24 protein-coding genes are annotated in these 26,465 nt (G+C 47.9%); all 24 read right to left on the reverse strand.

From position 1 onward, the window contains the following. Positions 1-82 precede the first annotated feature (82 nt). A complete protein-coding gene (locus C7R94_RS11135) occupies positions 83-313 on the reverse strand; it encodes a YlzJ-like family protein (RefSeq protein WP_047067802.1) in 231 nt (76 codons plus the stop codon). Further along, a complete protein-coding gene (locus C7R94_RS11140) occupies positions 310-1,134 on the reverse strand; it encodes a ClpP family protease (RefSeq protein WP_047067804.1) in 825 nt (274 codons plus the stop codon). The genes C7R94_RS11135 and C7R94_RS11140 overlap by 4 nt, the downstream gene beginning before the upstream one ends. Positions 1,135-1,256: 122 nt before the next feature. Continuing rightward, complete coding sequence (locus C7R94_RS11145; RefSeq protein ID WP_047067807.1) at positions 1,257-2,933, reverse strand: ribonuclease J; 1,677 nt, start codon at positions 2,931-2,933, stop codon at positions 1,257-1,259. A gap of 145 nt (positions 2,934-3,078) precedes the next feature. Further along, entirely contained in the window at positions 3,079-3,945 is an 867-nt protein-coding gene (dapA, locus tag C7R94_RS11150; RefSeq protein WP_106780969.1) for a 4-hydroxy-tetrahydrodipicolinate synthase, read from the reverse strand. A 56-nt stretch (positions 3,946-4,001) separates the two neighbouring features. Then, positions 4,002-5,228, reverse strand: coding sequence for an aspartate kinase (gene dapG, locus C7R94_RS11155; protein WP_047067811.1), 1,227 nt, complete (start codon positions 5,226-5,228; stop codon positions 4,002-4,004). Positions 5,229-5,239: 11 nt separating this feature from the next. Beyond that, a complete protein-coding gene (locus C7R94_RS11160) occupies positions 5,240-6,280 on the reverse strand; it encodes an aspartate-semialdehyde dehydrogenase (protein ID WP_047067813.1) in 1,041 nt (346 codons plus the stop codon). 57 nt (positions 6,281-6,337) lie between these two features. Continuing rightward, positions 6,338-6,934, reverse strand: coding sequence for a dipicolinate synthase subunit B (locus C7R94_RS11165; RefSeq protein WP_047067815.1), 597 nt, complete (start codon positions 6,932-6,934; stop codon positions 6,338-6,340). Next, positions 6,931-7,833, reverse strand: coding sequence for a dipicolinate synthase subunit DpsA (gene dpsA / locus C7R94_RS11170; protein ID WP_016743359.1), 903 nt, complete (start codon positions 7,831-7,833; stop codon positions 6,931-6,933). Before dpsA ends, C7R94_RS11165 begins: the two co-directional genes overlap by 4 nt. Before the next feature lie 137 nt (positions 7,834-7,970). Then, positions 7,971-8,231 carry a YlmC/YmxH family sporulation protein gene (locus C7R94_RS11175; protein WP_106780972.1) on the reverse strand — a complete coding sequence of 87 codons (261 nt, stop codon included), beginning with the start codon at positions 8,229-8,231 and terminating at the stop codon, positions 7,971-7,973. A gap of 72 nt (positions 8,232-8,303) precedes the next feature. After that, complete coding sequence (locus tag C7R94_RS11180) at positions 8,304-9,557, reverse strand: M16 family metallopeptidase (RefSeq protein WP_047067821.1); 1,254 nt, start codon at positions 9,555-9,557, stop codon at positions 8,304-8,306. 112 nt (positions 9,558-9,669) lie between these two features. Further along, on the reverse strand, positions 9,670-10,647 hold the full coding sequence (locus C7R94_RS11185) for a polysaccharide deacetylase family protein (protein ID WP_106780975.1): 978 nt from the start codon (positions 10,645-10,647) through the stop codon (positions 9,670-9,672). Positions 10,648-10,805: 158 nt separating this feature from the next. Then, complete coding sequence (gene pnp, locus C7R94_RS11190) at positions 10,806-12,953, reverse strand: polyribonucleotide nucleotidyltransferase (RefSeq protein WP_106780978.1); 2,148 nt, start codon at positions 12,951-12,953, stop codon at positions 10,806-10,808. Between the two features lie 268 nt (positions 12,954-13,221). After that, positions 13,222-13,491: a 30S ribosomal protein S15 gene (rpsO, locus tag C7R94_RS11195; RefSeq protein WP_015891708.1), complete on the reverse strand. Its 270-nt coding sequence runs from the start codon at positions 13,489-13,491 to the stop codon at positions 13,222-13,224. Between the two features lie 133 nt (positions 13,492-13,624). Further along, entirely contained in the window at positions 13,625-14,566 is a 942-nt protein-coding gene (locus tag C7R94_RS11200) for a bifunctional riboflavin kinase/FAD synthetase (protein WP_017249287.1), read from the reverse strand. 3 nt (positions 14,567-14,569) lie between these two features. After that, a complete protein-coding gene (gene truB / locus C7R94_RS11205; protein ID WP_106780981.1) occupies positions 14,570-15,496 on the reverse strand; it encodes a tRNA pseudouridine(55) synthase TruB in 927 nt (308 codons plus the stop codon). Continuing rightward, entirely contained in the window at positions 15,489-16,484 is a 996-nt protein-coding gene (locus tag C7R94_RS11210) for a DHH family phosphoesterase (protein WP_106780983.1), read from the reverse strand. The genes truB and C7R94_RS11210 overlap by 8 nt, the downstream gene beginning before the upstream one ends. Then, on the reverse strand, positions 16,474-16,839 hold the full coding sequence (gene rbfA / locus C7R94_RS11215; RefSeq protein ID WP_007719226.1) for a 30S ribosome-binding factor RbfA: 366 nt from the start codon (positions 16,837-16,839) through the stop codon (positions 16,474-16,476). Before rbfA ends, C7R94_RS11210 begins: the two co-directional genes overlap by 11 nt. 26 nt (positions 16,840-16,865) lie before the next feature. Next, entirely contained in the window at positions 16,866-17,147 is a 282-nt protein-coding gene (locus C7R94_RS11220) for a DUF503 domain-containing protein (protein WP_047067848.1), read from the reverse strand. Beyond that, positions 17,147-19,708 (reverse strand): translation initiation factor IF-2, encoded by a 2,562-nt coding sequence (gene infB, locus C7R94_RS11225; protein WP_106780985.1) that lies wholly within the window; start codon positions 19,706-19,708, stop codon positions 17,147-17,149. The genes C7R94_RS11220 and infB overlap by 1 nt, the downstream gene beginning before the upstream one ends. Positions 19,709-19,729: 21 nt before the next feature. Next, positions 19,730-20,029 carry a YlxQ family RNA-binding protein gene (locus C7R94_RS11230; RefSeq protein ID WP_016743350.1) on the reverse strand — a complete coding sequence of 100 codons (300 nt, stop codon included), beginning with the start codon at positions 20,027-20,029 and terminating at the stop codon, positions 19,730-19,732. Beyond that, positions 20,026-20,316, reverse strand: a complete 291-nt coding sequence (gene rnpM, locus C7R94_RS11235) for an RNase P modulator RnpM (protein WP_015891714.1) — start codon at positions 20,314-20,316, stop codon at positions 20,026-20,028. Before rnpM ends, C7R94_RS11230 begins: the two co-directional genes overlap by 4 nt. Positions 20,317-20,318: 2 nt before the next feature. After that, the gene (gene nusA / locus C7R94_RS11240; protein ID WP_047067855.1) at positions 20,319-21,410 is read right to left on the reverse strand and encodes a transcription termination factor NusA; all 1,092 of its coding nucleotides are present in this window, start codon (positions 21,408-21,410) and stop codon (positions 20,319-20,321) included. Positions 21,411-21,460: 50 nt separating this feature from the next. Continuing rightward, positions 21,461-21,919: a ribosome maturation factor RimP gene (gene rimP / locus C7R94_RS11245; RefSeq protein ID WP_047067857.1), complete on the reverse strand. Its 459-nt coding sequence runs from the start codon at positions 21,917-21,919 to the stop codon at positions 21,461-21,463. 167 nt (positions 21,920-22,086) lie between these two features. Further along, positions 22,087-26,391 (reverse strand): PolC-type DNA polymerase III, encoded by a 4,305-nt coding sequence (locus C7R94_RS11250; RefSeq protein ID WP_106780987.1) that lies wholly within the window; start codon positions 26,389-26,391, stop codon positions 22,087-22,089. Positions 26,392-26,465 lie beyond the last annotated feature (74 nt).

Consider the following 26,465-nt stretch of genomic DNA (forward strand, 5'->3'; position numbering starts at 1 on the left):
AAAAAAGGCAGCCGTCGCGTGTTCGGCTGCTGTTCGTACTTTACTAGTATAACACAGGAAATTCATAGAAATACAGGACTTCTTAGGCGAGCCACTCAGGTTGAAACTGAATTTTTTGTCCGGGCGCGTATTGCTCCTTCAGGTAGTCTTGCGGATCTGGACTAATCAGCCTGACGATTTTTCCTTCAAACGGTCCGGTTTGCTCAATGAGCATCGTGGCATGACCCACTGCAATCTCTTTCAGCTCTTGTTTCTCCACTTGCTCCATGTTCTCAAAAACGGTTTCCATCGGAATGATGGAGTATAAGATCATTGGAGTACACTCTCCTCGCCTTTTCGCTCTTTGATCAGTTCGTTCAGTTTTTTCAGCGCGCTACCAAGACCGCCGACTTCATCAATTAAGCCATATTTTACCGCATCTACACCAATCACATTGGTTCCAATGTCTCGTGTCAATTCACCGGTTCGGGTCATAAGCTCACGGAACTTTTCTTCTGATACTTTGGAATGACGGGCAATAAAGCTTACTACACGATCCTGCATTTTGTCCAAGTACTCAAACGTTTGGGGTACACCAATCACAAGACCCGTCAAACGGATCGGGTGAATCGTCATCGTGGCTGTTTCTGCAATAAACGAGTACGAACCCGCTACAGCAATTGGCACACCAATGCTATGACCACCACCGAGTACGAGTGTGACTACCGGTTTGGACAAGGAGGAAACCATTTCGGCAATTGCTAAGCCCGCTTCCACGTCCCCACCAACCGTATTCAAAATAACGAGCACGCCCTCTATTTTACTATTTTGTTCTGCCGCAACCAGTTGAGGGATGAGGTGTTCGTATTTGGTCGTCTTATTTTGTGGGGGCAATTGGATATGCCCTTCTACTTGTCCAATGATAGTCATACAATAAATATTGCTTTCGAGTTGTGGGACGTTTGTCTGACCGAGTTGGGTAATGGAATCGAGCAGTTTTTTCTTCGGATCTTCTTGTGCAGGTGCTTCTGATGGCGGCGAGGCAGCAGGCTCCTGATCATTCGTTGGGGATTGTGGCTGAGATTCCTTACTATTTACCGCTGTGTTTGCAAACGGCGGCCTATTTAAAAAATCGCTAAATTGCTGATTCGACATGGATGATCCTCCCTCACTTTCCTCTGTAGTATGGATAAGGGGAAGAAAAATCATGCGCCCTCAAAGGCAAAAAAAGCCAGAAACCCTTATTCTAAAGGATTTCCAGCTTTCTTATCGTGATCCTACACTTCCATGATAATCGGCAAGATCATCGGACGTCTGCGTGTTTGCTCGTACAAATAACGGCCTAATGACTCTTTTACGTTATTTTTCAGTGAAGACCATTCATTCACATTTTCTTCCATGCATTTGACAAGTGTTTGGGTCACTATGCGATTTGCCTCATCCAGCAGCTCTTCGGATTCACGAACGTAAACGAAACCGCGAGAAATGATGTCTGGACCTGACAAAATCGTGCCATTTTGTTTGCTGAGTGTAACGACAACTACCAGTATGCCATCTTGTGACAGCAATTTGCGATCTCTAAGTACGATGTTTCCTACATCACCAACACCCAAGCCGTCAATCAAAACGTTGCCAGCATGGACTTTTCCACCGTAACGGGCCTTGCCCCCTGAAAATTCAACTGTATCGCCGTTATCCAGCAAGAATGTGTTTTCTTCAGGAATGCCAACCTGTTCAGCAAGTAAGGCATGTGTTTTCAACATACGATATTCACCGTGAACGGGAATAAAGTACTTAGGCTTCATTAGGTTAAGCATCAGGCGCAATTCCTCTTGGCTACCATGACCGGAGACGTGGACGGTTCCGTTAGGTCCATGGCCACCATAAATGACATCTGCACCAATGCGCGATAATTGATCGATCGTACGGGCCACGTATTTTTCGTTCCCTGGAATGGGAGTGGCTGCAATAATAACGGTATCCCCTGGAAGGATGTCAATTTTCCGATGGGCGGATCGGGCCATCCGAGTGAGCGCGGACATAGGCTCTCCTTGGCTTCCAGTTGATAAAATAACGACTTGTTCAGCAGGCAATTTGTTGATTTCATCGATCTCAACAATCAAGCCCTCAGGGACCAACAAGTACCCTAAGTCTCTGCTGATAGTAATGACATTTTGCATGCTCCGGCCGACAACCGTCAATTTACGGTTGAACTGTGCTGCAGCGTCCACCACTTGTTGAATGCGGTGAACATTTGATGCAAACGTAGAAACAACTATTCGTCCAGATGCTTTGCTGAACACATCCATGAGTGCTTTGCCCACTGAGCGTTCCGATCCGGTAAATCCAGGCCGTTCTGCATTCGTACTGTCAGAGAGCAAGCACAAAACGCCTCTGTCACCGATCATCGCCATTTTGGCCAGATCAGCTACCTGATTGTTGACAGGTGTTTGATCGAACTTGAAGTCTCCTGTATGAACGATGTAACCTTCCGGCGTATCCAGGCATACTCCTACACAATCAGGGATGCTGTGGTTTACGCGGAAAAAGGTCGCCTTCATCTTTCCGAGAACGACTTCCGAGTCGCTGTTGATCAATACGCGTTTTGTTTCGTTTAGAATGCCCGCTTCTTTTAACTTTGCATCAATCAAACCAAGGGTAAGTTTTGTCGCATAAACCGGGACTTTCAAATGCTTCAGCACGTAGCTGAGGCCGCCGATGTGGTCTTCGTGTCCATGCGTAATAATAATACCCCGAACCTTGTCGCGATGTTCCTCCAAGTAGGTGATATCCGGAATAACCATATCAATCCCCAGCATTTCCTCTTCTGGGAACTTCAATCCGGCATCAATCACTACGATGTCGTCACCGCTTTGTACCACGTACATATTCTTCCCAATTTCGCCGACTCCGCCCAGGGCGAAAACGAGAACAGAGTGATTCGACTTTGCCAAAACGTGTAACCTCCTATATTTAGTTGTCATGTCCACTCAAAAAAACCGCCCCAAATCACTTGTTCTTATTATACCCGAAGTGAAATCATGAACACAAGGAAAAAGAGCCATCCCGGACTGGAATGGCTCTTGATCTTCTATGGAGTTAAACAAGCAGGGAGTGCACAAATGCTTTTTCTTGTTCGTTTAGCTCGACTAAAGGCAGTCGAACGCCCCCAACTTGAACACCGAGCTTTTCTAAAGCAACCTTGGTTGGTCCTGGGCTCGGGTAAGCAAACAGGCCTTCAAAAATCGGCAACAGCTTGCGATGGAGTCTTGCTGCCTCCGTATAGTTACCGGCAAAATAGGCGTCCATCATATCTGTCATCGGGCGGCCAACCACGTGACTCGCCACACTGACAATGCCCACTCCCCCGATAGACAGGATGGGCAAGGTTAATCCATCATCGCCACTGTACAGCTCAAAACCTTCCGGGGCATGCTCAATGATTTGCGCCATCTGCGACAAATTGCCGGAGGCTTCCTTGATGCATACCACATTAGGCAGTTCAGCCAAACGAAGTATCGTTTCGGCAGTCATATTGACCACGGATCTTCCCGGCACATTATACAGCATCACAGGGAGCTTGGTCGCTTCCGATAATGCCTTGAAGTGTGCGTAAAGTCCTTCTTGTGATGGCTTGCTGTAATAAGGAGCAACGACCATGACAGCGTCCACGCCAATGGATTGTACAGCTTGGGTGAACTCAATGCTGGAGGCTGTATCATTGCTGCCTGTTCCTGCAATGATGTGGCATCTTCCTTTTGCGTAGGAAACCACATGACGGAAAAGATCGAGTTTCTCCGTACGGGATAAAGTCGGTGATTCACCCGTGGTACCACTCAATACAATTCCAGTTGTGCCATTTGCAATCAAATGGTCAATCAGTCGCTCTGTTTTATCGTAATCGACCTGCAGCTGCTCATTAAAAGGCGTTACCATAGCGGTAACCAGTCGGCCAAAACGTGCCACTACCTCTCCAACTCCTCTTATCGTGATCAGTAGGTATTTAAAGTCAGGATATGCTCTTACATATGTTGAACATGCAGGTTGAACTGCTGATGAAGTGCGCGAACCGCCCTCACCATATCCATTTCATGCACGAGTACCCAGATGGTTGTATGAGAGTCTGCCGATTGAAGAATTTGAATATCTTCTTGTGTAAGTGCCTCCACGATTCTCGCCATCACGCCGGGCACGCCCGTCATCCCTGCACCAATCACGGACACTTTTGCACAATGCGGCAAAAGCTGCGGCTCGTATCCCATTTCCGTTAACAGACGAGCAGCTTTTTCTCCCATTTCATCATGAACCGTGTAAGCAACACCCATTGGGTTCACATTGATGAAATCTACACTGATGTTATGGGTTGCCATCGTTTTGAAGACTTGCAGCTGTGTATCGTAAGACCCTTCTTTGTTCGCGACCTTGATTTGAGTAATGTTCGGTACATGAGCGATTCCCATAACGACTCTGTCGTTTACAGTGTAGCCTAATTTCCCGATCTCCAGCATAGTCGTAACAAGTGTACCGGGGTCGTCCGAAAACGTAGAGCGAACACGAATCGGCACGTTTGCGTGCATCGCGATCTCCACCGCTCTAGGATGAATAACTTTTGCACCCAGGTGAGCCATGTTGCAAATTTCCGTGTAGGTCACCATACCGAGCCGCTGCGCTTCTTCAACAATACGCGGGTCCGCCGTCATGATGCCTTCCACGTCGGTGAAAATATCCACCGTTTCAGCCTTCAAGGCGACACCGAGAGCGGTTGCAGTCGTATCGCTTCCACCCCGCCCCAGTGTCGTAATTTCCCACTCGGCTGTACGTCCCTGAAATCCTGGAACGATTACAACTTGGTTTTCCTGCAAGTCCTGCAAAATACGACTTGGATCGATCGACATGATTTGTGCATTCGTAAAGTCGTCGCTCGTCACTATATTTGCCTGACCGCCTGTCAAAATCGTAGCTTTAATTCCCCGTGCATTCAACATGCTGCACATGACTGTAGCAGAGATAATTTCTCCGGTATGCATCAGCATATCCATTTCTCTACTTGGCAGTTGGTTCCCATTCGCTCGAACCAACTGCAAAAGTGTATCGGTCGCATATGGATCACCCTTGCGCCCCATCGCCGATACGACAACGACGAGGGCATAGCCCTCATCAATTGCTTTTTCCATATGGTAGATTGCCCGCATCCGGCAATCCTCCGTCGTCAAGGAAGAACCACCGAACTTCTGGACGAGAATCTTCACTAACCTCTCCCCTATACTCTTGCTTTTATGAGTTCTTCAGCGATTTGTACTGTATTCCATGCTGCACCCTTGAGAAGATTGTCAGAAACGATCCACATATGCAGTCCACGAGGATGATGGAGATCACGACGCACCCGGCCCACGAATACTTCCAGTTTGCCTGTTGCATCAGTAGCGAGTGGATACTGCTGTTCCTCCGGCGCATCTACTAACACGATACCAGGAGCATTTTTCAGCAGGGCCTTTACTTCTGCCAGATCGTAATCCTGTTTCAGCTCTACATATACCGACTCGCTGTGGCCGTAGACCACTGGAATACGTACGCAAGTAGCTGAAACAAGTACAGTGTCATCACCGAAGATTTTTTTGGTCTCATTGACCATTTTCATTTCTTCATAAGTAAAACCATTGTCGGTGAACACATCAATCTGCGGAATCGCGTTGTACGCAATCTGATGATGTACAGGTAATTTGCCTACGGGAAGTACGTTACACTGCGGTTCTTTACCATCCAAAATGTCTCGACTCTGGTCGAGCAATTCATTGATCGCAGATTGACCTGCACCAGATACTGCCTGGTAAGTAGAAACGATAATTCTGTCTATACCAAAACGATCATACAAGGGTTTTAGAGCGGCAACCATCTGAATCGTAGAGCAATTCGGATTCGCAATGATTCCATTATGAGCGAGCGCAGCATCCATATTTACTTCTGGCACAACGAGAGGAACATCCGGGTCCATCCGGAATGCGCTGGTATTGTCAATGACAACCGCACCATGACGCACTGCGTGATGAGCCAGTTCCTTGCTGACCGATCCGCCAGCACTAAACAGGGCAAAATCAACCCCTGCAAAACTGTCTGGAGTCGCCTCTTCCAGTACAATTTCTTGCCCTTTGAAGGTGACTGTTTTTCCTGCAGAACGTCCAGAAGCAAGCAGCTTAAGCTGTTTGATTGGGAAGTTGCGCTTTTCTAATAGTTGAATCATCTGTTGTCCGACTGCACCAGTCGCACCGACTACAGCAACATTGAAAGTCAGTTGGTTTGCCATCTCTTACTCTCCTCCTAATCGCGAAAAAGCAGGTTTATTGTTTTTTCTGTAGTCTTATCAGTAGTTAAATCTTTCGATGAGCAAGGGTTGCAATTGTCGTCCTTCCAAAGCTGCTTCGCATGTTTCTACTAGGAGATCCATACGAGCTACAAGCGAGTTCGGTTTTTTATCCGGGGCATCCTGCCCGAACGGCACGAAATACATATTTTTCGCGGCCAATAGCTTGGCAATATTGGCTGCATTTAATCCCAGACCATCATTGGTGGATATGGCAATCACAATGGGGCGCAAATTACGCATTGTCGCTTTAGCCGCCATCAGTACAGCACTATCGGTAATGGCATTCGCTAGTCGACTCGTCGTACTGCCTGTGCATGGCGCAATCAGCATGACATCCAACAGCTTGGAAGGTCCCAACGGCTCAGCCTGAGGAATCGTCGAAATAAGTTCTTCCCCCGTCAGTTCCTTAATTTGTTGCTGCCAGCTTTGCGAAGTACCGAAGCGTGTATCCGTGGTCATAATCGTATTCGATACGATCGGTACCACCCGTGCCCCAGCATCCACAAATCGCTTAATTTGCGGCATGGTTTCCTCAAAGGTGCAATGCGATCCAGACAATCCAAATCCAATGGTCTTTCCCTGAAGCTTACTCATGTTGCATCCCCTCCTGGCGCTTTCCTTTGATCCGCAATAAGACGAGACAATGTTTGGGCTAAAATTTGTCCAGCGGTTTTCGGTGCAACGATTCCAGGCAATCCGGGAGCAAGAAGAGCTTTGATACCTCGTCTTTCAGCGTAACGAAAATCTGTTCCCCCTGGCTTGGAGGCTAGATCAAGTATAAACGCCGACTGAGGCATTTGAGCAATCACTTCTGCCGTGAGTAATAATTGCGGGATGGTATTAAAAATAAAATCAGCATTCGTAACCTGTTGCCTTACTTCGCTTATATGGAAGGGAGTCAATCCCATCTCATAAATGCGTGCCAAGTGTTCTTGACGTCTGGCCCCAACTCTTACGCGGGCCCCCAACGCATGCAATGCTCGAGCCATGGACAAACCTGTTCGGCCCAATCCCAAAACAATTGACTGTGATCCATGAATCGTAATATCCGTATGCTGAATCGCCATCATTAACGCTCCCTCTACAGTAGGGATAGAGTTATAGATAGCAACGTCATCACGATCCAAGAGCTCCACGAGAGGAAGCTGTGTGGAAGCCAACAGCTTTTTCAGATAAGGCTTTGCCATTCCCGTGTAAACCACGCAATGACTCGGCAGACTTGCCACATGTTCGTCTAGCAACTGCAGTTGTTTGGAGCAGAAAATACTTTCCACGTATCCTTGGTCATCGGTCCCTACGATGGGTAGGATGAGGGCGTCCACGTCTTTCAACACATCGCATGTTAATGGTTTCTTCGTTGCCCCTGTAAAATTACTTTCCAGGTTGTCGAAGCCAACTAACGTGACGCTAGCATCCAGTTGTATGCATCGCTTAATGACTTCCAACTGGCGAGCGTCTCCGCCGATGAAGGCAACATGTATGCCCGTTAGCATGCTGCGTTCCCCTTTCCACACATTTTACTGCATTAAATGATCGGAACGCAAAGGTTTTCCTTTTGGAAAAGTTGACGGAAATCCATGCGGTCTACCCCCATCCTATTCCGCTCCTACTACTTCGGTGACAGTAGCGCCTACTTTTGAGAAGCTTGTGCCTCAGGGGATTGGAGCTGGATGATGACCATATCTGGCCCAATTTTTACGATGGAACTCCATGGAATCACGAGGTCCTCTCGCTTCTTGCCGAATCCAAAGAAACTACCTCCTGGCAAGATGATGGATTGAATCGCACCGTTTTCGGGATGGATGACTAAATCGGAATCACTGATGACTCCCATTTTCTCCCCGTTGTCCAGTCCGATAATCTCCTTCCCACCCAACTCGCTTAAGCGCATGGAGAAGCCCCCTTTGTCCATTCATTTACTGTTGATATACGCAAAAAAATCCGGGCTATGCCGGATTTTTGCCTACAACAAAATATCGTTCTTCACGTTTTCAGGGAAGCCATCGAGTGGACTTACCATCGCCATAGACATCTTGGAACGGAACAGCTGCTGCGCCACAGCCAAAACAGATTCATGGGAAACACGGTCAATTTTGGCAATGATCTCATCTAAACTAAGGTGACGGCCCAGCAAGAGCTCATTTTTTCCAAGGCGACTCATACGGCTATTCGTGCTTTCCAAGCTGAGCATCAAGCTGCCTTTCAGTTGCTCTTTTCCTTTGTTCAGCTCTTTGTCCGTAATTCCATGATCAGCGACATCGCGCAGGACGCGCGAGACGATGTCAAATACCTGTCCTACTTGCTCTGGTGCCGTTCCCGTATACACATGGAACGTACCCGCTTCTTTATAGGACGAATGATAGGAGTAAACAGAGTATGCCAAGCCACGTTCTTCTCGAATCTCTTGGAATAGACGCGAGCTCATGCTACCACCCAGCACGTTGTTTAGCAAAATCAAGGAGTAAACCTCGGGATGTCCTACCTTAAACCCAGGTAAAGACAGGCATAAATGCGCTTGCTCTGTGGCCTTGTGATGCGCGATCACATTTCCAGCAAAGTCAGGAGTTGACAAGGTCGGCATACTGCCTGGACGCGAGAAAGTCTGAAAGCGCTTTTGAATGTCTTCAATCAAACTGTCTTCAAAATTACCCGCTACTGTAATCACCGTATTCGTTGGCAGATAGTGCTGATCAATGTAAGCGAGCAAATCATCACGCTTCAAGCTGCGCAGGACATCTTCCGTACCCAAAATCGAATACCCTAGCGGGTGTGTGCTGTACGAAGCGCGTGCAATCAAATCATGCACCAAATCATCTGGCGTGTCTTCATACATGCTAATCTCTTCAATGACGACGTTCTTTTCCTTTTCCAACTCATCTGCATCAAATACCGAGTTGAAATACATATCGGAAAGAACATCGAGAGCGATCGGAGCATGCTGGTCGAGCACCCTTGCGTAATAGCAGGTATATTCCTTCGAAGTAAAGGCGTTCACGTTCCCGCCAATCTCATCAAAGGTTTCCGCAATTTCCTTTGCAGAACGAGTTTTTGTGCCTTTGAAAAACATATGCTCGAGAAAATGGGAAATCCCGTTGTTTTTCTCGTTTTCATATTTCGAACCAGTCCCTACCCAGATGCCTAAGGCAACGGAGCGAACGGACGGAATCCGTTCCGTCACGATTCGAAGACCGTTATCACACGTATGACGTTGTATCACGTAAATCCTCCTCGGTTGTTCATCTGTCTCTACCCGAAACCTCGGGGAATTTCTTGTAAACACGTCTAACTATAGCAAACTTCCTTTGTCTCCACAATAAATGAACATGTATTTACGGTGACGGGAGTCTACGACTCGATATGACCTCTGAGACTGTTGTCGGCTGTAGCCCCTTCTTTTTCGCGATTGTCAGCAGTTGATCCAAACTGGCCTCGGAAGTAGAAGTAGGATGCATGAGTACGAGGACACCATTCTCCATTTTACGGCTTATTTTATTGATAACAGAAGCAGGCGAAGGTTTCTGCCAGTCTACCGTATCTGCCGTCCATAGAATCGTCTTCATTTGATAAGAAGAATGCGCGATTTGTACAACGCGCTGGTTAAAAGCACCAGATGGCGGTGCAAACAGGGAAGGCTTTACTTCCAGCGTTTTAAAAATAACATCTTGCGTACGACTTATCTCTTGATGAATTCTCTGTGTTCCCAGTGTGTTCATATCGGGATGGGAATACGCATGATTACCAATCTCATGGCCACGTGCCATGATCTTTTTTGCTTCATCTGGGTAACGTTTTACCCAAGAGCCATCCAGAAAGAACGTTGTCTTTACCTTATGTTTATCGAGTGTATTGAGCATCGAATCAAGATACTCATTTCCCCAAGCCACGTTGATCATGAAAGATATCGCTGGTTTATTTGGATTTCCTCGATAGATAGGTTGTGCTCCCAATTGCTCAAGCGAAACCGCTGGAGGTACTTCCTTGTATACCAGCAAATCTGGGCTGGACACACCCGCAGCCAGCATTTTATTGAGGGATTCTTCTACATCGACGACACGTCCATTATAGCCGGGAATCGCCTTCCACGTCTGATCGACAACGGCATCGATTGGCTCTACCTCTCTGCCCTCTTTCCACTTTTCAATCTGCGCCCGCAAACGCGCTTTTTCATTTTCGTTTCGATCCCCATTCACTACTTGGACATTTTTGATCGTGCTAATGTAATGATGAATAGGCTGATAATTCAAGAGAACAATCAGCGCAGCTCCATATATAACGATGAACAAAAGTCTCCTGGTCCTATTCGTCATTAGGGCGTCGCCCTCCTCTATCAATCGTACGAGTCTCTCTTGTCCAATGTATGAGAGGAAGGAACGACTTAGACATACGAAACGGGAGCAACTGGCACAAAAAAGAAAAAAGCTTCCGTACACGAATTTCTTCGAGTGACGAAGCCTTTTGTTTTTCTTTATTCTGCTTTTGTTGGTGCTTCAGCAGCTTGTGCCGCAGCAGCCTGTTCTTTCAAAACTGCTTTGCGAGAGAGATTCACACGACCTTGGTCGTCGATCTCGGTCACTTTCACTTGTACTTTATCACCAACTGCGACAACATCTTCTGTTTTGGCTACACGCTCTTCAGCCAGTTGAGAGATGTGGCACAAGCCCTCTTTACCTGCGAACAACTCGATGAACGCTCCGTACTTCTCTACGCGTTTTACTGTTCCCAGGTACACCTGACCAACAGCTACCTCACGAACCAGATCTTCAATGATTTGTTTCGCGCGCAGATTCGCTTCGTGGTTGATGGATGCGATGAAAACTCTTCCATCTTGTTCGATGTCGATTTTTACGCCGGTTTCTTCGATAATCTTATTGATGACACGACCTTGTGGACCGATTACATCGCGAATTTTCTCCGGATTGATCGTCATGGTCATGATTTTTGGTGCATAAGGAGACAGTTCTTTACGCGGTTCGGAAATCGTGCTCATCATATGGTTCAGGATGTGCAAACGACCTACACGCGCTTGCTCCAAGGCTAGCTCTAAAATCTCACGGTTGATACCGGAAATTTTGATGTCCATTTGGATAGCTGTTACACCAGCCTCAGTACCCGCTACTTTGAAATCCATGTCTCCCAAATGATCTTCCATACCTTGAATATCAGTCAGGATCGAGAAAGATTTCTCATCTTTGCTCATGATCAAGCCCATCGCAATACCTGCTACCGGTGCTTTGATTGGTACACCTGCATCCATCAAGGCAAGTACACTCGCGCAAATCGACGCTTGCGATGTGGAACCGTTGGATTCAATGACTTCTGACACGAGACGAATGGTGTATGGGAACTCTGTCTCAGATGGAATGATTGGCTCGATTGCACGCTCACCCAACGCACCGTGTCCGATTTCACGACGCCCTGGAGGACGCAACGGACGTGCTTCACCTACGCTATACGGCGGGAAGTTGTAGTGGTGCATGAAACGCTTCGATTCTTCCAGACCGAGTCCATCGAGAATCTGAACATCTCCCAGCGCGCCCAATGTGCAAACGCTCAGCGCTTGCGTCTGACCACGAGTAAACATAGCAGAGCCATGTGTACGGGAAAGAATGTTTGTCTCACTGGACAGCGGACGGATTTCGTGCAGAGCTCGTCCATCAGGGCGAACTTTCTCTTCCGTAATCAGACGGCGAACCTCATCCTTGACAATATTGCCCAGTACTTCGCTAATCATTTTTTCCTGCTCTGGATATGCCTCAGGGTCCTTCGCTGCAAAATGCTCTTTGGTTTCTGCCTTGATATCGTCAATCGCATCGTAGCGCGCTTGTTTTTCTTCGATGCGAACAGCTTCTTTCAGGCGAGCTTCCGCAAATTCACGCACAGCTTGGTCGATTTCAGGATCAACCTCATGCAAAATGACTTCCATCTTTTGCTTGCCGATTTCGGACACGATCATGTTCTGGAATTCTACCAGTTGCTTGATCACGTCATGACCAGCCATGATCGCTTCGAGCATTACTGCTTCTGGTACTTGGTTTGCAGCTGCTTCCACCATGTTAATCGCTTTGTGCGTACCTGCGACAGTCAGGTGAATATCGCTTTTCTCTGCTTGAGCTACAGTAGGGTTAATGACGAACTCGCCGTCAATTCGTCCTACGATTACTCCTGCAATCGGACCTTCAAAAGGAATCTCCGAGACGCATAGCGCTGCGGAAGTACCGATCATCGCAGCGATTTCAGGTGAGCAGTCTTGATCCACAGACAGAACAGTATTTACGATTTGTACATCGTTACGGAATCCTTCTGCAAAAAGAGGGCGGACAGGGCGGTCAATCAAGCGGCTAGCCAAAATCGCCTTTTCGCTTGGACGTCCTTCTCTTTTAATAAAGCCGCCAGGAATTTTCCCAACCGCATAGAGACGTTCCTCATAGTTGACAGTCAGTGGAAAGAAATCAAGTGGTTTTGGTTCTTTCGAGACTGTAACTGCAGACAGGATTGCTGTATCGCCGTAACGAACCAAGACCGAACCATGCGCCTGTTTAGCCATTTTGCCAAATTCCAGGGTCAGTTTTCGGCCTGCCAGTTCGAAGTCATATGTACGGTATTGTTGCTCCATGATGCTAGCAGTCCTCCTTCACAACAATGTGCGTTTACACACTTTGTTTTCTACCTATATGTATTATTTCCTGCCATGATAAAAATTAAATGGGTACCTTTGGCAGTCGTTCTAGATAATAAAAAAAGCTTCTTTTGTGAAGCTAATGTAAGCAAACCATTTGTTTCCATGCTTTTACTCGTTTCGGATGGGCTTAGCGCATTGCTTACGCTAAACCCTCCTACACGATAGAAAAAGCGGGCAGAACCCGCTTTCTACAAAACGCTGATTAGCGGCGCAGACCCAGGCGGTCTACAACCGAACGATAGCGTTGAACATCTGCTTCACGCAGGTATGTCAACAGGTTACGACGTTGACCAACCATTTTCAAGAGACCACGACGGCTGTGGTGATCTTTCTTGTGCGTACGCAAGTGTCCGTTCAGATTGTTAATGTTTTCGGTCAAGATAGCGATTTGCACTTCCGGTGAACCGGTGTCGTTCTCATGAGTACGGAACTCTTGAATCAGTTGAGTTTTACGTTCTTGAGTCAATGCCATCATGACTCACCTCCTCATTTTTTATACCGTTCGCCGAGTCTGCCGTCGGTGAGAATCGGACAGCCAAGCTACGGTTATCTGTACAACGTTTTGAATTATAGCATACCATTTTGTGAAAAGCAAAGAGAATCCTTTACGAGATTCCCTCTGCGAATTTTTGCTTTGCCGTTTGTACATCTCGTCCAATTTGCGCGATGAGTGCATCGACTCCAGCAAATTTCTGCTCTTCCCGAATGTAGAACAAGAACTCTACTTCTACTTCTTTGTCATAGATTTCACCAGAGAACTCAAAAATGTGCACTTCTAGTGACTTTTCTTTTTTCTCCAGTTCAAATGTAGGCTTGATGCCTACGTTCATGACACCATAGTAGCTTTGTTCATCCACGGTAAAGCGAACACCGTAGACCCCATTCTTTCCGATCAAGTACGGCTGATTCACTTGGACGTTCGCTGTAGGAAAGCCAATGGTTCGACCGCGTTTGTCCCCATGCACGACTGTTCCGCGCACTTTGTAGGATCGGCCTAACAAATGGCGAACCTGCTCGACATCCCCATGATGAAGATATTCACGGATGATCGTACTGCTCACTTTTTCACCCAAGCGATTTACCGGACCCACGATGTCGAGCCCATAGCGACCTTTGCTCATTTCTTGCAAGGTATGGGCAGTCCCCATCCCGCGATAACCAAAGGTGTAGTCGAAGCCAACGACAATATGGCGGCATTCCAATGGAAGAAGGCACTCTGCGATGAAATCTTCTGGATAAATAGCCGCAAAGCTAATATCGAACTTCATCACATATGTGGTATCTACGCCCATCTTTTCGAATTGCTCGAGCTTGTCTGCAAGTGGTGTCAAATAGCGGGTATAACCGCTTTGACCCAAAACTTCTCGAGGATGCGGATCAAAGGTCACTACCGTACTTTGCCATCCGTTTGCTTTCGCTGTATCAATCGCCTTTTGGATTACACGGCGATGCCCAATATGTACACCATCAAAGTACCCAAGTGCAATCGCACAAGGATTCGCTTGCAGGTCAGACGGAAACGGGTATGTCAGGTAGATCGTTTTCACGGATTACACCTCGGCTGGAAAGACTTTTTCTGGTTTGGCGAAAAGTCCTTTGTCTCCACGGCATACGCGATGAATGCCAAGTAATTCTTCCCCCGCAAACAAGCAAATCAAACTTCCTTCCTCCGCAGTGACGCCCGGAAGCGCAGTCGCAAGTCCATTACGTACTGCTTTGATCCGTTCTGGCTTGACCTGAAACGATGGTAAGAACGAGATTGCCTGAGGGATGGAGACCAAGTGGCGGGAAATGTCTTCCCCGTTTGCTGCCTGTTCCTCAATTTGCTGGAGGGGGATTGCCTCTTGCTCCTGGAACGGGCCGCTTTTTATTCGCCGCAACAGCTTCATATGGGCAGGATAACCCAGAGCGCGTCCGAGGTCAACACATAAGGTGCGCATGTATGTGCCTTTGGAGCACGTGCACGTGAATGCAACATCGACGGTATCCCCATCCACGCTTATCTTATGGAGTGTCAGCTCATACAACGTCACTTTCCGTGCCTGACGCTCGATCACCGTGCCTTCACGAGCCAGGTCGTACAGCCGCTTGCCGTTTACCTTTACCGCAGAGAACATCGGAGGTATCTGCTCCATCTCACCTAAAAAGGATTCGAACAGCGCTTGAATACGCTCCATCGTAATCGATGCTGCATCTACTCCAGCTTGCTCTACCACTTCTCCAGAAGCATCCTCCGTCGTGGTAGTGGAGCCGAGGCGCATGACTACATCATAGCGCTTAGGCAGCTCCTGCAAATATTCAACTAGCCTCGTTGCGTGTCCCACACAAATGGGGAGTACACCCGTCACATCTGGATCCAGTGTACCCGTATGCCCCACTTTTTTCGTTCCATACAATCGACGAATACGTGCTACACAATCATGAGAGGTCATACCAGCTGGCTTGTCGATAACCAGCACGCCGTTCACGTTACTCATCGAATTTCACTCCTACTGCATCGTCCAGCACAGTCCATACTTTTTGCTGTACTTCTGAAAGTGGTCCTTTGATCGTACATCCCGCTGCTTTTGCGTGTCCACCACCACCGAGCTGCTTCGCAATGACAGCTACGTCAACCCGATCGCGAGCACGCATGCTCACCTTGACCACTCCTGGTTCCGCTTCCACAAAAGAAACGCCGACCTCGACTCCTTCAATGTTGCGGCAGTAATTGACCAATCCACCAGCATCTTCCCGCTCTGCACCCACTTCGGCAAAATCTGTGGCTGAAACAGTGATAGAAGCAACCAGATTTTGATGGGACAGTTGCAGGGTTTGGAGAGCGCACCGCAGTACTTTCACATGGGCAAAAGTAATTTCCTCCAGACACCGCTCTGCTACGTCTCCTGGCTTCACGCCGTAGCCTAGTAATCGAGCAGCGATTTCCATGACGCGCGGTGAGGTATTGGAATAGCGGAAACCGCCTGTATCCGTCAAAAGTCCGGTATAGATGCACAGCGCAAGCTCTTCATTGAAAGAAACCCCCGCTGCTTCTGCAACATCAAATAAGATCTCCGCTGTTGCGGCTGCATCCGGACGAACCAGATTTATCGTTCCAAAATGATCGTTGGTCGGGTGGTGATCGATATTCAGCAAAGCAGCGCCAGACGCAAATAAAGACCGTACATCGCCCATCCGCGACTCATCCGCGCAGTCTACAGCGATTACGGCCCCGAACGTCTCGTTCAGTGGTTGTTTGCGCAGGTTATAAAGACGGTCAAACCGCGGCAAGAAGTTAAACTTGATCGGTGTTTCCCCTTCGTTTACAACCACATACTCTTTTCCCAATTGTTCTAGCATGAGCACGACTCCCAAAGCAGATCCTGTTGCATCTCCGTCAGGACTTACATGAGAGAGAACCAGGAAGCGGTCGTGCTCCTGCATAAACCGCGCCGCTTCCTGTACAGCCATTTGATTAGGATTCATCCTGTTTCTCTCCCTCTGTGGAGATTTCCCGCAGGATGGATTCAATTTTGCTGCCGTAGTCAATGGACTCGTCCAGCTTGAATACAAAATCAGGAATGTGACGCAGCTTTACGCGTTTCCCGATCTCCGTACGCAAATAACCTTTTGCTTTTGTCAAACCTGCAAGAGAAGCTTTACGCTCTTCCTCACTGCCGAAAATGCTGACAAAAACCTTTGCCAATTGCAGGTCACTGCTTACCTCTACATCTGTTACCGTTACGAAACCGACACGAGGATCTTTGAGTCCACGCTGCAATACGAGGCTCAATTCTTTTTTGATTTCTTCACCTACGCGGCTGATTCGTGTTTTATTCATCGATTTTCACCTCCGCTGGCTGTTCCTTACTCGTAGTATTCCGTATCCACGCGAATCAACTCTACCTCTGGATGGTTTTCCACGAATCGGATGACAGCCTGCATTTCTTGTTGTAAAAAAGAGATCTCATTAGCAACGGCAGCGATACCCAACACGGTACGCTGCCATTGCTCGAGATATGCCACCTCTGCCGCGGAGACGTTAAATCGGCTCCGCAGCTTGCCGATCAGACTTTTGACGATGGCCCGTTTTTCTTTCAGGTTTTGGCTAGCGGGCAGAAACAGTTCAATCTGCACACCTGCTACCATTATTGTTTCACTTCAACCATGACGAATGCTTCGATGACGTCTCCGATTTTGAGGTCATTGAAGCGTTCCAAAGTCAGACCGCACTCATAGCCAGCAGCAACGTCTTTCGCATCATCTTTGAAGCGCTTGAGGGTATCGAGCTTACCTTCATAAATCACAATGCCTTCACGGATCAAACGCGCACCAGCATCGCGGCTCAATTTACCCTCTGTCACATAGCAACCAGCAATGTTTCCGACTTTGGATACTTTGAACACTTCACGAATCTCAGCTTGACCGATAATGTTTTCTTTGAAGACTGGATCAAGCATACCTTTGAGAGCAGACTCGATCTCTTCGATTACAGTATAGATGACACGGTGCAGACGAATGTCGATCTTCTCTTGTTCAGCCATGCTGCGCGCATTTGGTTCAGGACGAACGTTGAAACCAATAATGATCGCATTCGAAGCATTTGCCAGTGTAACATCGGATTCTGTAATCGCACCAACACCTGTATGAATGATCTTCACACGAGTTCCATTGACATCGATTTTCTCCAAAGAACCGCGCAGTGCTTCCACAGAACCGTGTACGTCTGCTTTTACGATCAGGTTCAGTTCCTTGATATCGCCTTCTTGAATGTGTTGGAACAAATCATCCAAAGAAACGCGGGAGCTCTCACGGCGCTCGGATTCACGTTGCTTGGAAGCACGTGCTTCCCCGATCGCACGGGCTTTCTTTTCGTCTTCAAAGACACGGAACTGATCGCCTGCTTGTGGAACATCATTCAGACCTGTAATTTCTACTGGTGTAGATGGACCTGCTTCTTTCAGACGGCGTCCTTTGTCATTCACCATTGCACGCACACGTCCAAAAGCGGAACCGACAACGATAGGATCACCTACACGGAGAGTACCTTGTTGAACCAGAATGGTTGCAACTGGACCACGTCCCTTGTCGAGCTCAGCTTCGACAACGGTACCGCGCGCAAGTTTGTCTGGGTTGGCTTTCAGTTCCTGTACTTCGGATACGAGCAAGATGTACTCGAGCAATTCCTCGATACCTGTGCGCTGTTTAGCGGACAATGGGGAGAAGATCGTATCGCCGCCCCACTCTTCGGCAACCAGCTCATACTCGGTCAGCTCTTGCTTGATACGGTCAATATTTGCTTCTGGTTTGTCAACCTTGTTGACAGCAACGATGATCGGCACATTTGCTGCTTTCGCATGGCTGATCGCCTCAACGGTTTGCGGCATGACACCGTCATCTGCTGCAACCACCAGAATGGTGATATCTGTGATTTGCGCACCGCGTGCACGCATGGTTGTGAACGCCGCGTGACCCGGTGTATCGAGGAAAGTAATTTTCTTTCCTTTGATCTCAACTTGGTACGCACCGATATGCTGTGTAATTCCGCCTGCTTCTCCCGCTACTACGTTTGTAGAGCGAATCGCGTCCAGCAAGGTTGTTTTCCCATGGTCAACGTGACCCATGATGGTAACAACTGGTGGGCGCTCCAGCAGGCTTTCTGGTGCATCTACGTCTTCCAACGTTTCGAAGTTCGTTTCATCGATGATGATTTTTTCTTCGACTTCTACGTTGTAGTCCGCGCAAATGAGTTCGATAGCTTCACGATCGAGGTACTGGTTGATCGTCGCCATGATACCCAAGCCGAACAGCTTTTTGATAACTTCAGCTGGTTCCTTGCGCAGTTTCACTGCCAACTCATTTACAGTCAAAGACTCTGTAAACGTGATCTTTGTAGGTGGTTCAATCACAGGGCGTTGCGGTTTTTGTCCACCACCACCACGGTTGTTATTTCCTCCACGGCGGTTGTTTTGATTGTTGCGGTTATTACCACCACGGAATGGTTGACTCTTTTTGTTATCTTCAAATGTCTTTTGGGTTTGAGGACCCTTTTTGATTTTCTCACGCTTTTCCATACCAACATTGGAAGGAAGTTTTACTTTATCCTCAAACTCTTCCCCTGTACGACCCTCCGTTTGATTCGCTGCAGGTTGGTTTGCAGGACGCTGTTGGTTTTGTGGTCGTTGCTGATTTTGAGGACGCTGTTGGTTTTGTGGTCGTTGTTGATTCTGCGGCTTACGGTCAGACGGCTTTGCAGGTTGACTTCTCATATTGTTTGGTTTTCTCTCCTGATTCTTCCCCTGATTTTTTCCATGCTGAGGACTATGCTGATCGGGATTGCCACTTGCACTGCTATTTCCTGGACGATTCGTGCTTGTGTTCTTTGCTCCGCGATCGCTGTTTGGTCTGTCATTTCTAACCGGTTGAGCTTGCCCCGCTTGCTGCTGGGGTTTGATCTGTTGTCCTCTGGAGTCGTTGGGGCGTCGTTGATCGTCCGTTTGTTTGGGTCTTGCATCACTAGGTGTACTACGCGCTTCCGGTTTGGCACCAGAGCGCAATTTGGCCATGTGATCCTCGATCCTTTTGATCGTCCCTTCTTCCATGATACTCATATGATTTGCTACTTCTATATTCAATCGTTTTAGCAAATTGAGGATTTCCTTACTGCTCATGTTGTGCTGTTTGGCATACTCATACACACGTGTCTTCAAATATACTTCACCCTTTCTAAGTTAGGTGAGCAGACGCTGAATGCTTTCGGCCAATTTCCCATCGGTTACCGCCACGGTAACGCGCCCATCTTTTCCGATTGCGTGCCCCAATGAATGTCGGTCGCCAGTGGTTACACATGAGACACCGTAATAGGAACATTTATCCTTTACTTTCTTGGCGGTATTGTCTGATGCATCTGATGCGAGCAATACCAGGCGGGCCTGCCCATTACGCACAGCGGTAATGACCAATTCCTCTCCGGTAACGATCTTTCTCGCACGCATCGCCAATCCGAGTAATTGTGCTGCTTTTGGGGTCATTTTCCCACCATCTCCAGCCACTTCTCACGGAAAGCATCATACTTTTCTTGGGAGATGGACATATTGAGGGCACGTTCCAGCACTTTTTTCCATTTTCCCGATGCGAACGCATCCGGCTTCAGACAGCTTTCCTGCCGACACACATAGGTACCGCGTCCCGCCGCCCTTCCAGTAAGATCAATGACGATCTCTTCTTCTGGCGTCCGGACGACGCGGATTAATTCCTTTTTCGGAAACATTCCTTGGCAAACAATGCACTTACGCAACGGGATCTTTTTTTGCTTCATGATTATTCGTTGTCCGTCCCTTCATCGCTCTCTACTTCTTTTGGATAAGCGATGCCTTCTTGGTCGGCTTGGGACTCGCTCTTGATATCGATCTTCCAGCCAGTCAGCTTGGCTGCCAAGCGTGCGTTTTGGCCACGCTTACCAATCGCCAGAGACAATTGATAATCGGGAACGATCACACGGGTAACCTTCTCCGCTACGTTCACCTCAACATGCAGCACTTTTGCAGGGCTGAGTGCATTGGCTACGTACTCGGCAGGATCTTCAGACCAACGAACAATGTCGATCTTTTCGCCTTTCAGCTCCGTAACGATCGTTTGGACGCGCATGCCCTTTGGACCGACACAAGCCCCTACTGGATCAACATCTGCGTTGATGGAATGCACAGCGATCTTCGAGCGATCACCCGCTTCGCGCGCAACAGATTTGATTTCAACCACACCGTCATATATTTCTGGCACTTCTAATTCGAAGAGACGCTTCAAAAGCCCCGGGTGAGTACGGGAAACGACGATTTGCGGTCCTTTAGTGGTTTTCTCTACTTTGATGATGTATGCCTTCACGCGATCTTGTGATTTAAAATCTTCGGATGGCATTTTTTCGGTGATCGGCATAACGGCTTCCGCCTTACCCAGATCAATGTAATAATTGCGAGCGTCCATACGCTGAACGACGCCTGTTACGATATCGTCTTCACGCTCAATAAACTCGCTGTAGATCAAACCGCGCTCCGCTTCGCGAATGCGCTGTGTAACCACTTGCTTCGCTGTCTGAGCAGCAATACGTCCGAAATCACGAGGCGTTACTTCGATTTCGACGATGTCCTCCAGACGGAAGTTAGGATCGATTTCTTGTGCTGCTTCTTGAGAGATCTCTAGACGCGGATCCAATACCTCTTCCACTACGGTCTTCCGCGCAAACACACGCACCATACCTGAATGACGATTTACATCCACCCGCACATTTTGGGCCGAGTTGAAGTTACGTTTGTATCCAGAGATAAGAGCCGCTTCGATGGCCTCAATCAGTACGTCTTTGGTGATGCCTTTCTCTCTCTCAATGGCTTCTAAAGCCTCGATAAAATCGCCGTTCATGACTTTCGTTGCCTCCTCCTTTACTTACCACAGGCTACACAGCTGAAAAATTAAAAGACAATTGCCATTCTCGCTGTGTCAATTTGCTCTTGGGAAATTACATACGTTTTCTTTGCTTCTTTTACAGTCAGCTTACCATCCTCAAAGGATATCAGTTCGCCTTCGAACGTGGTTGCTCCTTCTACCGGCTCTTTGGTTGTGATATGCACATTTCGGCCGACAGCTTTCAGGAAATCCTTATCCTTGCGCAATGGGCGCTCGGCACCCGGCGAAGATACTTCTAAAAAGTATGCAGTAGGGATGGGATCTACTTCGTCTAGTTTTTGACTCAGCTTCTCGCTGACAAGGCTGCAGTCATCGATATCGATGTTGCCAGTTTCATTGTCGATAAACACGCGCAGAAACCAGTTGCTGCCTTCCTTTTTGTACTCGATGTCAACTAGCTCCAGGCCCAATTCTTCAACAATGGGCGTGACGAGTTCAGTGACGATGCCTGTTACCTTGCTCAAGCAAGTACCTCCTTCTCGTTTGAACCATGAGGTGTAGCCAGAAAGAAAGAGTGGGTTTCCCCACTCTCGTTCTGCCATGCGTATAAAACCAGTATTTCCAAAAAAATTATAGCATAACAGCCCTCTCCTGACAACCTTTGGATGACTGTGAGCCTTGACTGCACGCCTTAGAACAAGGATAGCTGGTTGGATTCTGGTAATCCTTTCAAGGCACCTTGCTCGTCCAGGAACTCCAAAATGGTCTTGGAGATACGGGAACGGGACAGGAGGTCTTCCTTGGACAAAAACTCTCCTTGCTCTCTCGCTTGCACGATGCTGATCGCTGCGTTCGTCCCTAAACCAGGCAGGGCATTGAATGGAGCGATAAGAGAATCACCCTCGATCAAGAAGCGAGTAGCGTCCGATTTGTACAAATCAACGTTGGCAAAACGGAAGCCGCGTTCTACCATTTCCAACGCCATCTCCAAAACAGTCAGCAATGCCTTTTCTTTTGGCTGTGCATCGTGTCCCTTACCCTCGATCTCTTCGATCTTTTGCTTGATCGCCGCTGAGCCTTTGACCATCAGCGGAATATCAAAGTCATCTGCGCGAACCGTGAAATACGTCGCGTAAAACTCCAATGGTCGATGAACCTTGAAATAGGCAATCCGTACAGCCATCATGACATAGGCGGTCGCATGCGCCTTCGGGAACATGTACTTGATCCGCTGGCACGACTGAATATACCATTCTGGCACGTTGTTGTTGCGCATTTCTTCCTGATCTTCCTCGGGAACCCCTTTACCCTTACGCACGGACTCCATGATCTTAAAGGCACGGGACGGCTCTAGCCCTTTATAGATCAAATACACCATGATATCATCACGACAACCAATTACATCTGGCAGCTTGCATGTACCGTTGCGGATCAAGTCCTGGGCGTTGTTCAACCAAACGTCCGTACCGTGAGAGAGTCCAGAAATCTGAACAAGCTCGGCAAACGTAGTCGGTTTGGTGTCTTCTAGCATCTGTCGCACGAATTTGGTTCCGAACTCAGGTATGCCCAATGTCCCCATGTTCGTTCCGATTTGCTCCGGTGTAACCCCCAAGGCTTCCGTCGAACTGAAGATGGACATTGTCTTTTTATCATCCAGTGGAATCGTCTTCGGGTCCATTCCCGTCAAGTCTTGCAGCATACGTATGACGGTCGGATCGTCGTGTCCCAGAATATCGAGCTTTAGCAAGTTGTCATGAATGGAGTGGAAGTCAAAATGGGTTGTGCGCCATTCTGACTCATTATCATCAGCCGGGAACTGAATCGGACAAAAGTCTTCAATTTCCATGTAGTCAGGAACTACGATAATACCGCCCGGATGCTGCCCTGTCGTCCTTTTTACACCTGTGCAGCCGTTGACGATTCGGGATATCTCTGCATTGCGCAACGTCATGCCACGTTCGTCGGCATACTTGCGCACGTAGCCATATGCTGTTTTTTCCGCAACAGTACCAATCGTTCCTGCACGATATACATAGTCTGCTCCGAACAGCTCCTGTGTGTACTTGTGTGCACGCGGCTGATAATCACCAGAGAAGTTCAAGTCAATATCCGGTACCTTGTCTCCTTTAAAGCCGAGGAACGTCTCGAACGGGATGTCCTGTCCGTCCTTGGCATACATGGTTCCACATTGTGTACATGCTTTATCCTCCAAGTCAAACCCAGAGGCGATTGAACCATCTGTAATAAACTCGCTGTGCTTGCAATTTGGGCAGCGATAGTGAGGTGGCAATGGGTTTACCTCTGTAATCTCAGACATCGTCGCAACAAAAGACGAGCCTACAGATCCACGTGAGCCTACCAGATAACCATCATTCAATGATTTCGTTACCAAACGCTGTGAAATCAAATAAATCACACCGAAGCCGTGTTTGATGATACTGTTCAATTCTTTTTCCAAGCGATGCTCGACCAGTTCGGGCAATGGGTCACCATACAATGACCTTGCTTTGTCATAACACATTTGACGCAGCTCATCGTCCGCTCCTTCAATGATCGGCGTGTACAGCTTGTCAGGAATCGGGCTTATATCCTCAATCATATCCGCGATGGCATTTGTGTTCGTCACGACGATTTCTTTTGCGGTCTCTTCTCCCAAAAAGGAGAACGCCTCCAGCATCTCATCCGTTGTATGAAAGTACAGCGGCGGCTGGTTGCCTGCGGTTGGATCACCTTTTGACAGTAAGAAAACATCGCGGAAGATCTCATCCTGGGGATTCAGGAAGTGCACATCCCCTGTTGCTACGACCAGCTTACCGAGCTCTTTTCCCATTTGGACGATTTTTTCATGGTAGCCTTTCATCGTCTCCAGCGAAGGAATTTCTTCATTACGCAACAGTGGTGAGTAATGAGCAATCGGCTGTAATTCCAAAAAGTCGTAAAAAGCAGCAACTTCCTTCAACTCTTCAGGTGACTTACCGCGAAGAATTGATTGCATGAGTTCTCCGTCTTTGCAAGCCGTACCAATTAACAAGCCTTCGCGGTATTTGGTCAGCTGACTCCGCTGAATCCGGGGCCAACGGAAGAATGTTTCCACATGGGAACGACTTACGAGCTTGTACAGGTTTTTTAGTCCCTCTTTATTTTGCACGAGAATCGTCGCATGGAATGGACGTCCGCTCTTGTAATCCGCCTCTTCGTTGCTTTTTTCATTCAGTTCAGCAAGCGATTTGATTTCCGCTTCTTTTATGTCCTTCAGCATTTGCTGGAACACGTGAGCCAAGGCTACGGTATCGTCCAAGGCACGGTGGGCATTGATGAGCTCGACGTTGAACTTTTTCGCTAATGATCCCAGACGATAATTGCGCATTCCTTTGTACATCAAGCGCGCCAAAGGCAGCGTATCTAAAAATGGATTGGTCCATGGCTCCATGCCTATCCGTTTGGCGCAGGCGTTGATAAACGCTTTGTCAAACTCTGCATTATGTGCAACCAGGATAGCGTCACCAGTAAACTCCTTGAACCTGCGGAGTACCACATCGAGTGTCTCTTGGCCGCGGAGCATTTCGTTCGTAATCCCCGTAATCTCAGTTGTCTTTGGCCCAATTTCCAATTGCGGGTCAATCAGCTCCGTCCATTGGTCGACAATTTCCGAGCCTTTCATTTTGACAGCAGCGATCTCGATGATGGTATGCTCAGACGCGTTTAAACCCGTTGTCTCCGTATCAAACACGACGTACTCGGTATTTTCATCTATGGAAAGATTATTGTCTGCTTGCAGGTTATAAACAATATCGATACCATCCTCGACTACGTACGCTTCCATACCGAGAATGCATTTGATGTTGTTCTTTTTGGCGATGGAATACGCCTCTGGAAATGCCTGTACGACACCATGGTCAGTGACAGCAATGGCTTTATGACCCCACTTTGCTGCCGTCGAGATCAGTGATTTTACAGATGCAACGGCATCCAGCGCACTCATCGGCGTATGGCAATGAAGCTCGACACGCTTCTCTTCCGCTTGGTCTTTTCGAATGACCTGCTCAATCTGGTTCAAATCATTGGCATTCATAACGAGATCGCGTACAAACGTGTCATGCTGGACACTTCCTCGCACTTTCACCCACATGCCGTCTTTCAGCAATTCGAGCATTTTCACATCTTCTTTATCGCGAGAGAACATCTTCACCGTGAGAGAATCCGTATAGTCAGAAATGTTAAATGTGAGCAAATGACGTCCACTGCGAAGCTCTTTTACTTCTACGTTAAACACGGTTCCTTGGATGACGATACGGCGTTCCTCATCTTGAATCTCGCAAATCGGGATCGGTGCATCCTTGATTTCATAGCCCATCATGAGCGTAGTGACAGCCTCAGCTTTATCAGACGATTTGCTATCTTGCGCAACAGCCGTCATCACAACCTCGACGAGAGCACGCTCTTCTTCTTTCCGTTGCTCCTCAAAGGCCTTATACGCGTCATCGCTTTCTTCCCCATGGAAAGAAAAGCGCATCGAGCAATCGGTAGCTTTCTGGAAAGCAGCCAAAAGCTCATTATCCGCTCGTTTTCGCTTGGCAACCTCAACGGACATCTCCGTTGGCAAGTACACCTTAACTTCCTGTTGGTCGACTTGCTTACGCGCTTGACGCATCGTAACTGCCAAGGAGTTCAGCGTTGGCTCCAGCCCCGCCAGCAAGACATCCCAATACTCTTCGACTACGTGATCGAGAGACGGCTTTTGGTGATAGCGAAATCGGGTATCTACTTTGGCTAGATGTGAAAATGTATGCGTCAATCGCTTGGTAAAAGCTGCATAAACATCCGCAGGTATCATTCTCGGGAGGGCAAAGTGAAAAACCCATTCTTTGTTTTGCTTATACAGCTCTAGCTTTTCAATCTGCGCATCAAGAAAAAATCGCTCCACCCATTCGTCAGGAACTTCCATTTGCTTGACCAATAGGGAGAAGCGATGTTTTTGCTCTTGTAAACGGTCCACGGTATTCCCACCTTCCCTATAAGTGAGCGTTCAAACAAGAAAAAGAGGCACTCCCCGTTAATCTAGGGGAGCAC

It is taken from the genome of Brevibacillus sp. NRRL NRS-603 (assembly GCF_003013445.1).
GTDB lineage: Bacteria > Bacillota > Bacilli > Brevibacillales > Brevibacillaceae > Brevibacillus > Brevibacillus formosus.

Bases quoted from the DNA above. Each gene is read 5' to 3' on its own strand.
- truB (WP_106780981.1), bottom strand. From the start codon at position 15,496: ATGAGTAACGTGAACGGCGTGCTGGTTATCGACAAGCCAGCTGGTATG.
- dpsA (WP_016743359.1), bottom strand. From the start codon at position 7,833: ATGCTAACGGGCATACATGTTGCCTTCATCGGCGGAGACGCTCGCCAG.
- C7R94_RS11160 (WP_047067813.1), bottom strand. From the start codon at position 6,280: ATGGCAAACCAACTGACTTTCAATGTTGCTGTAGTCGGTGCGACTGGT.
- rpsO (WP_015891708.1), bottom strand. From the start codon at position 13,491: ATGGCATTGACTCAAGAACGTAAAACTCAACTGATTCAAGAGTTCCGT.
- C7R94_RS11135 (WP_047067802.1), bottom strand. From the start codon at position 313: ATGATCTTATACTCCATCATTCCGATGGAAACCGTTTTTGAGAACATG.
- C7R94_RS11220 (WP_047067848.1), bottom strand. From the start codon at position 17,147: ATGGTAGCAGGTGTGCAGATTGAACTGTTTCTGCCCGCTAGCCAAAAC.
- C7R94_RS11185 (WP_106780975.1), bottom strand. From the start codon at position 10,647: ATGACGAATAGGACCAGGAGACTTTTGTTCATCGTTATATATGGAGCT.
- C7R94_RS11140 (WP_047067804.1), bottom strand. From the start codon at position 1,134: ATGTCGAATCAGCAATTTAGCGATTTTTTAAATAGGCCGCCGTTTGCA.
- C7R94_RS11165 (WP_047067815.1), bottom strand. From the start codon at position 6,934: ATGAGTAAGCTTCAGGGAAAGACCATTGGATTTGGATTGTCTGGATCG.
- nusA (WP_047067855.1), bottom strand. From the start codon at position 21,410: ATGAACGGCGATTTTATCGAGGCTTTAGAAGCCATTGAGAGAGAGAAA.
- C7R94_RS11210 (WP_106780983.1), bottom strand. From the start codon at position 16,484: ATGAATCCTAATCAAATGGCTGTACAGGAAGCGGCGCGGTTTATGCAG.
- rnpM (WP_015891714.1), bottom strand. From the start codon at position 20,316: ATGAAGCAAAAAAAGATCCCGTTGCGTAAGTGCATTGTTTGCCAAGGA.
- pnp (WP_106780978.1), bottom strand. From the start codon at position 12,953: ATGGAGCAACAATACCGTACATATGACTTCGAACTGGCAGGCCGAAAA.
- rbfA (WP_007719226.1), bottom strand. From the start codon at position 16,839: ATGAATAAAACACGAATCAGCCGCGTAGGTGAAGAAATCAAAAAAGAA.
- C7R94_RS11230 (WP_016743350.1), bottom strand. From the start codon at position 20,029: ATGACCCCAAAAGCAGCACAATTACTCGGATTGGCGATGCGTGCGAGA.
- C7R94_RS11175 (WP_106780972.1), bottom strand. From the start codon at position 8,231: ATGCGCTTAAGCGAGTTGGGTGGGAAGGAGATTATCGGACTGGACAAC.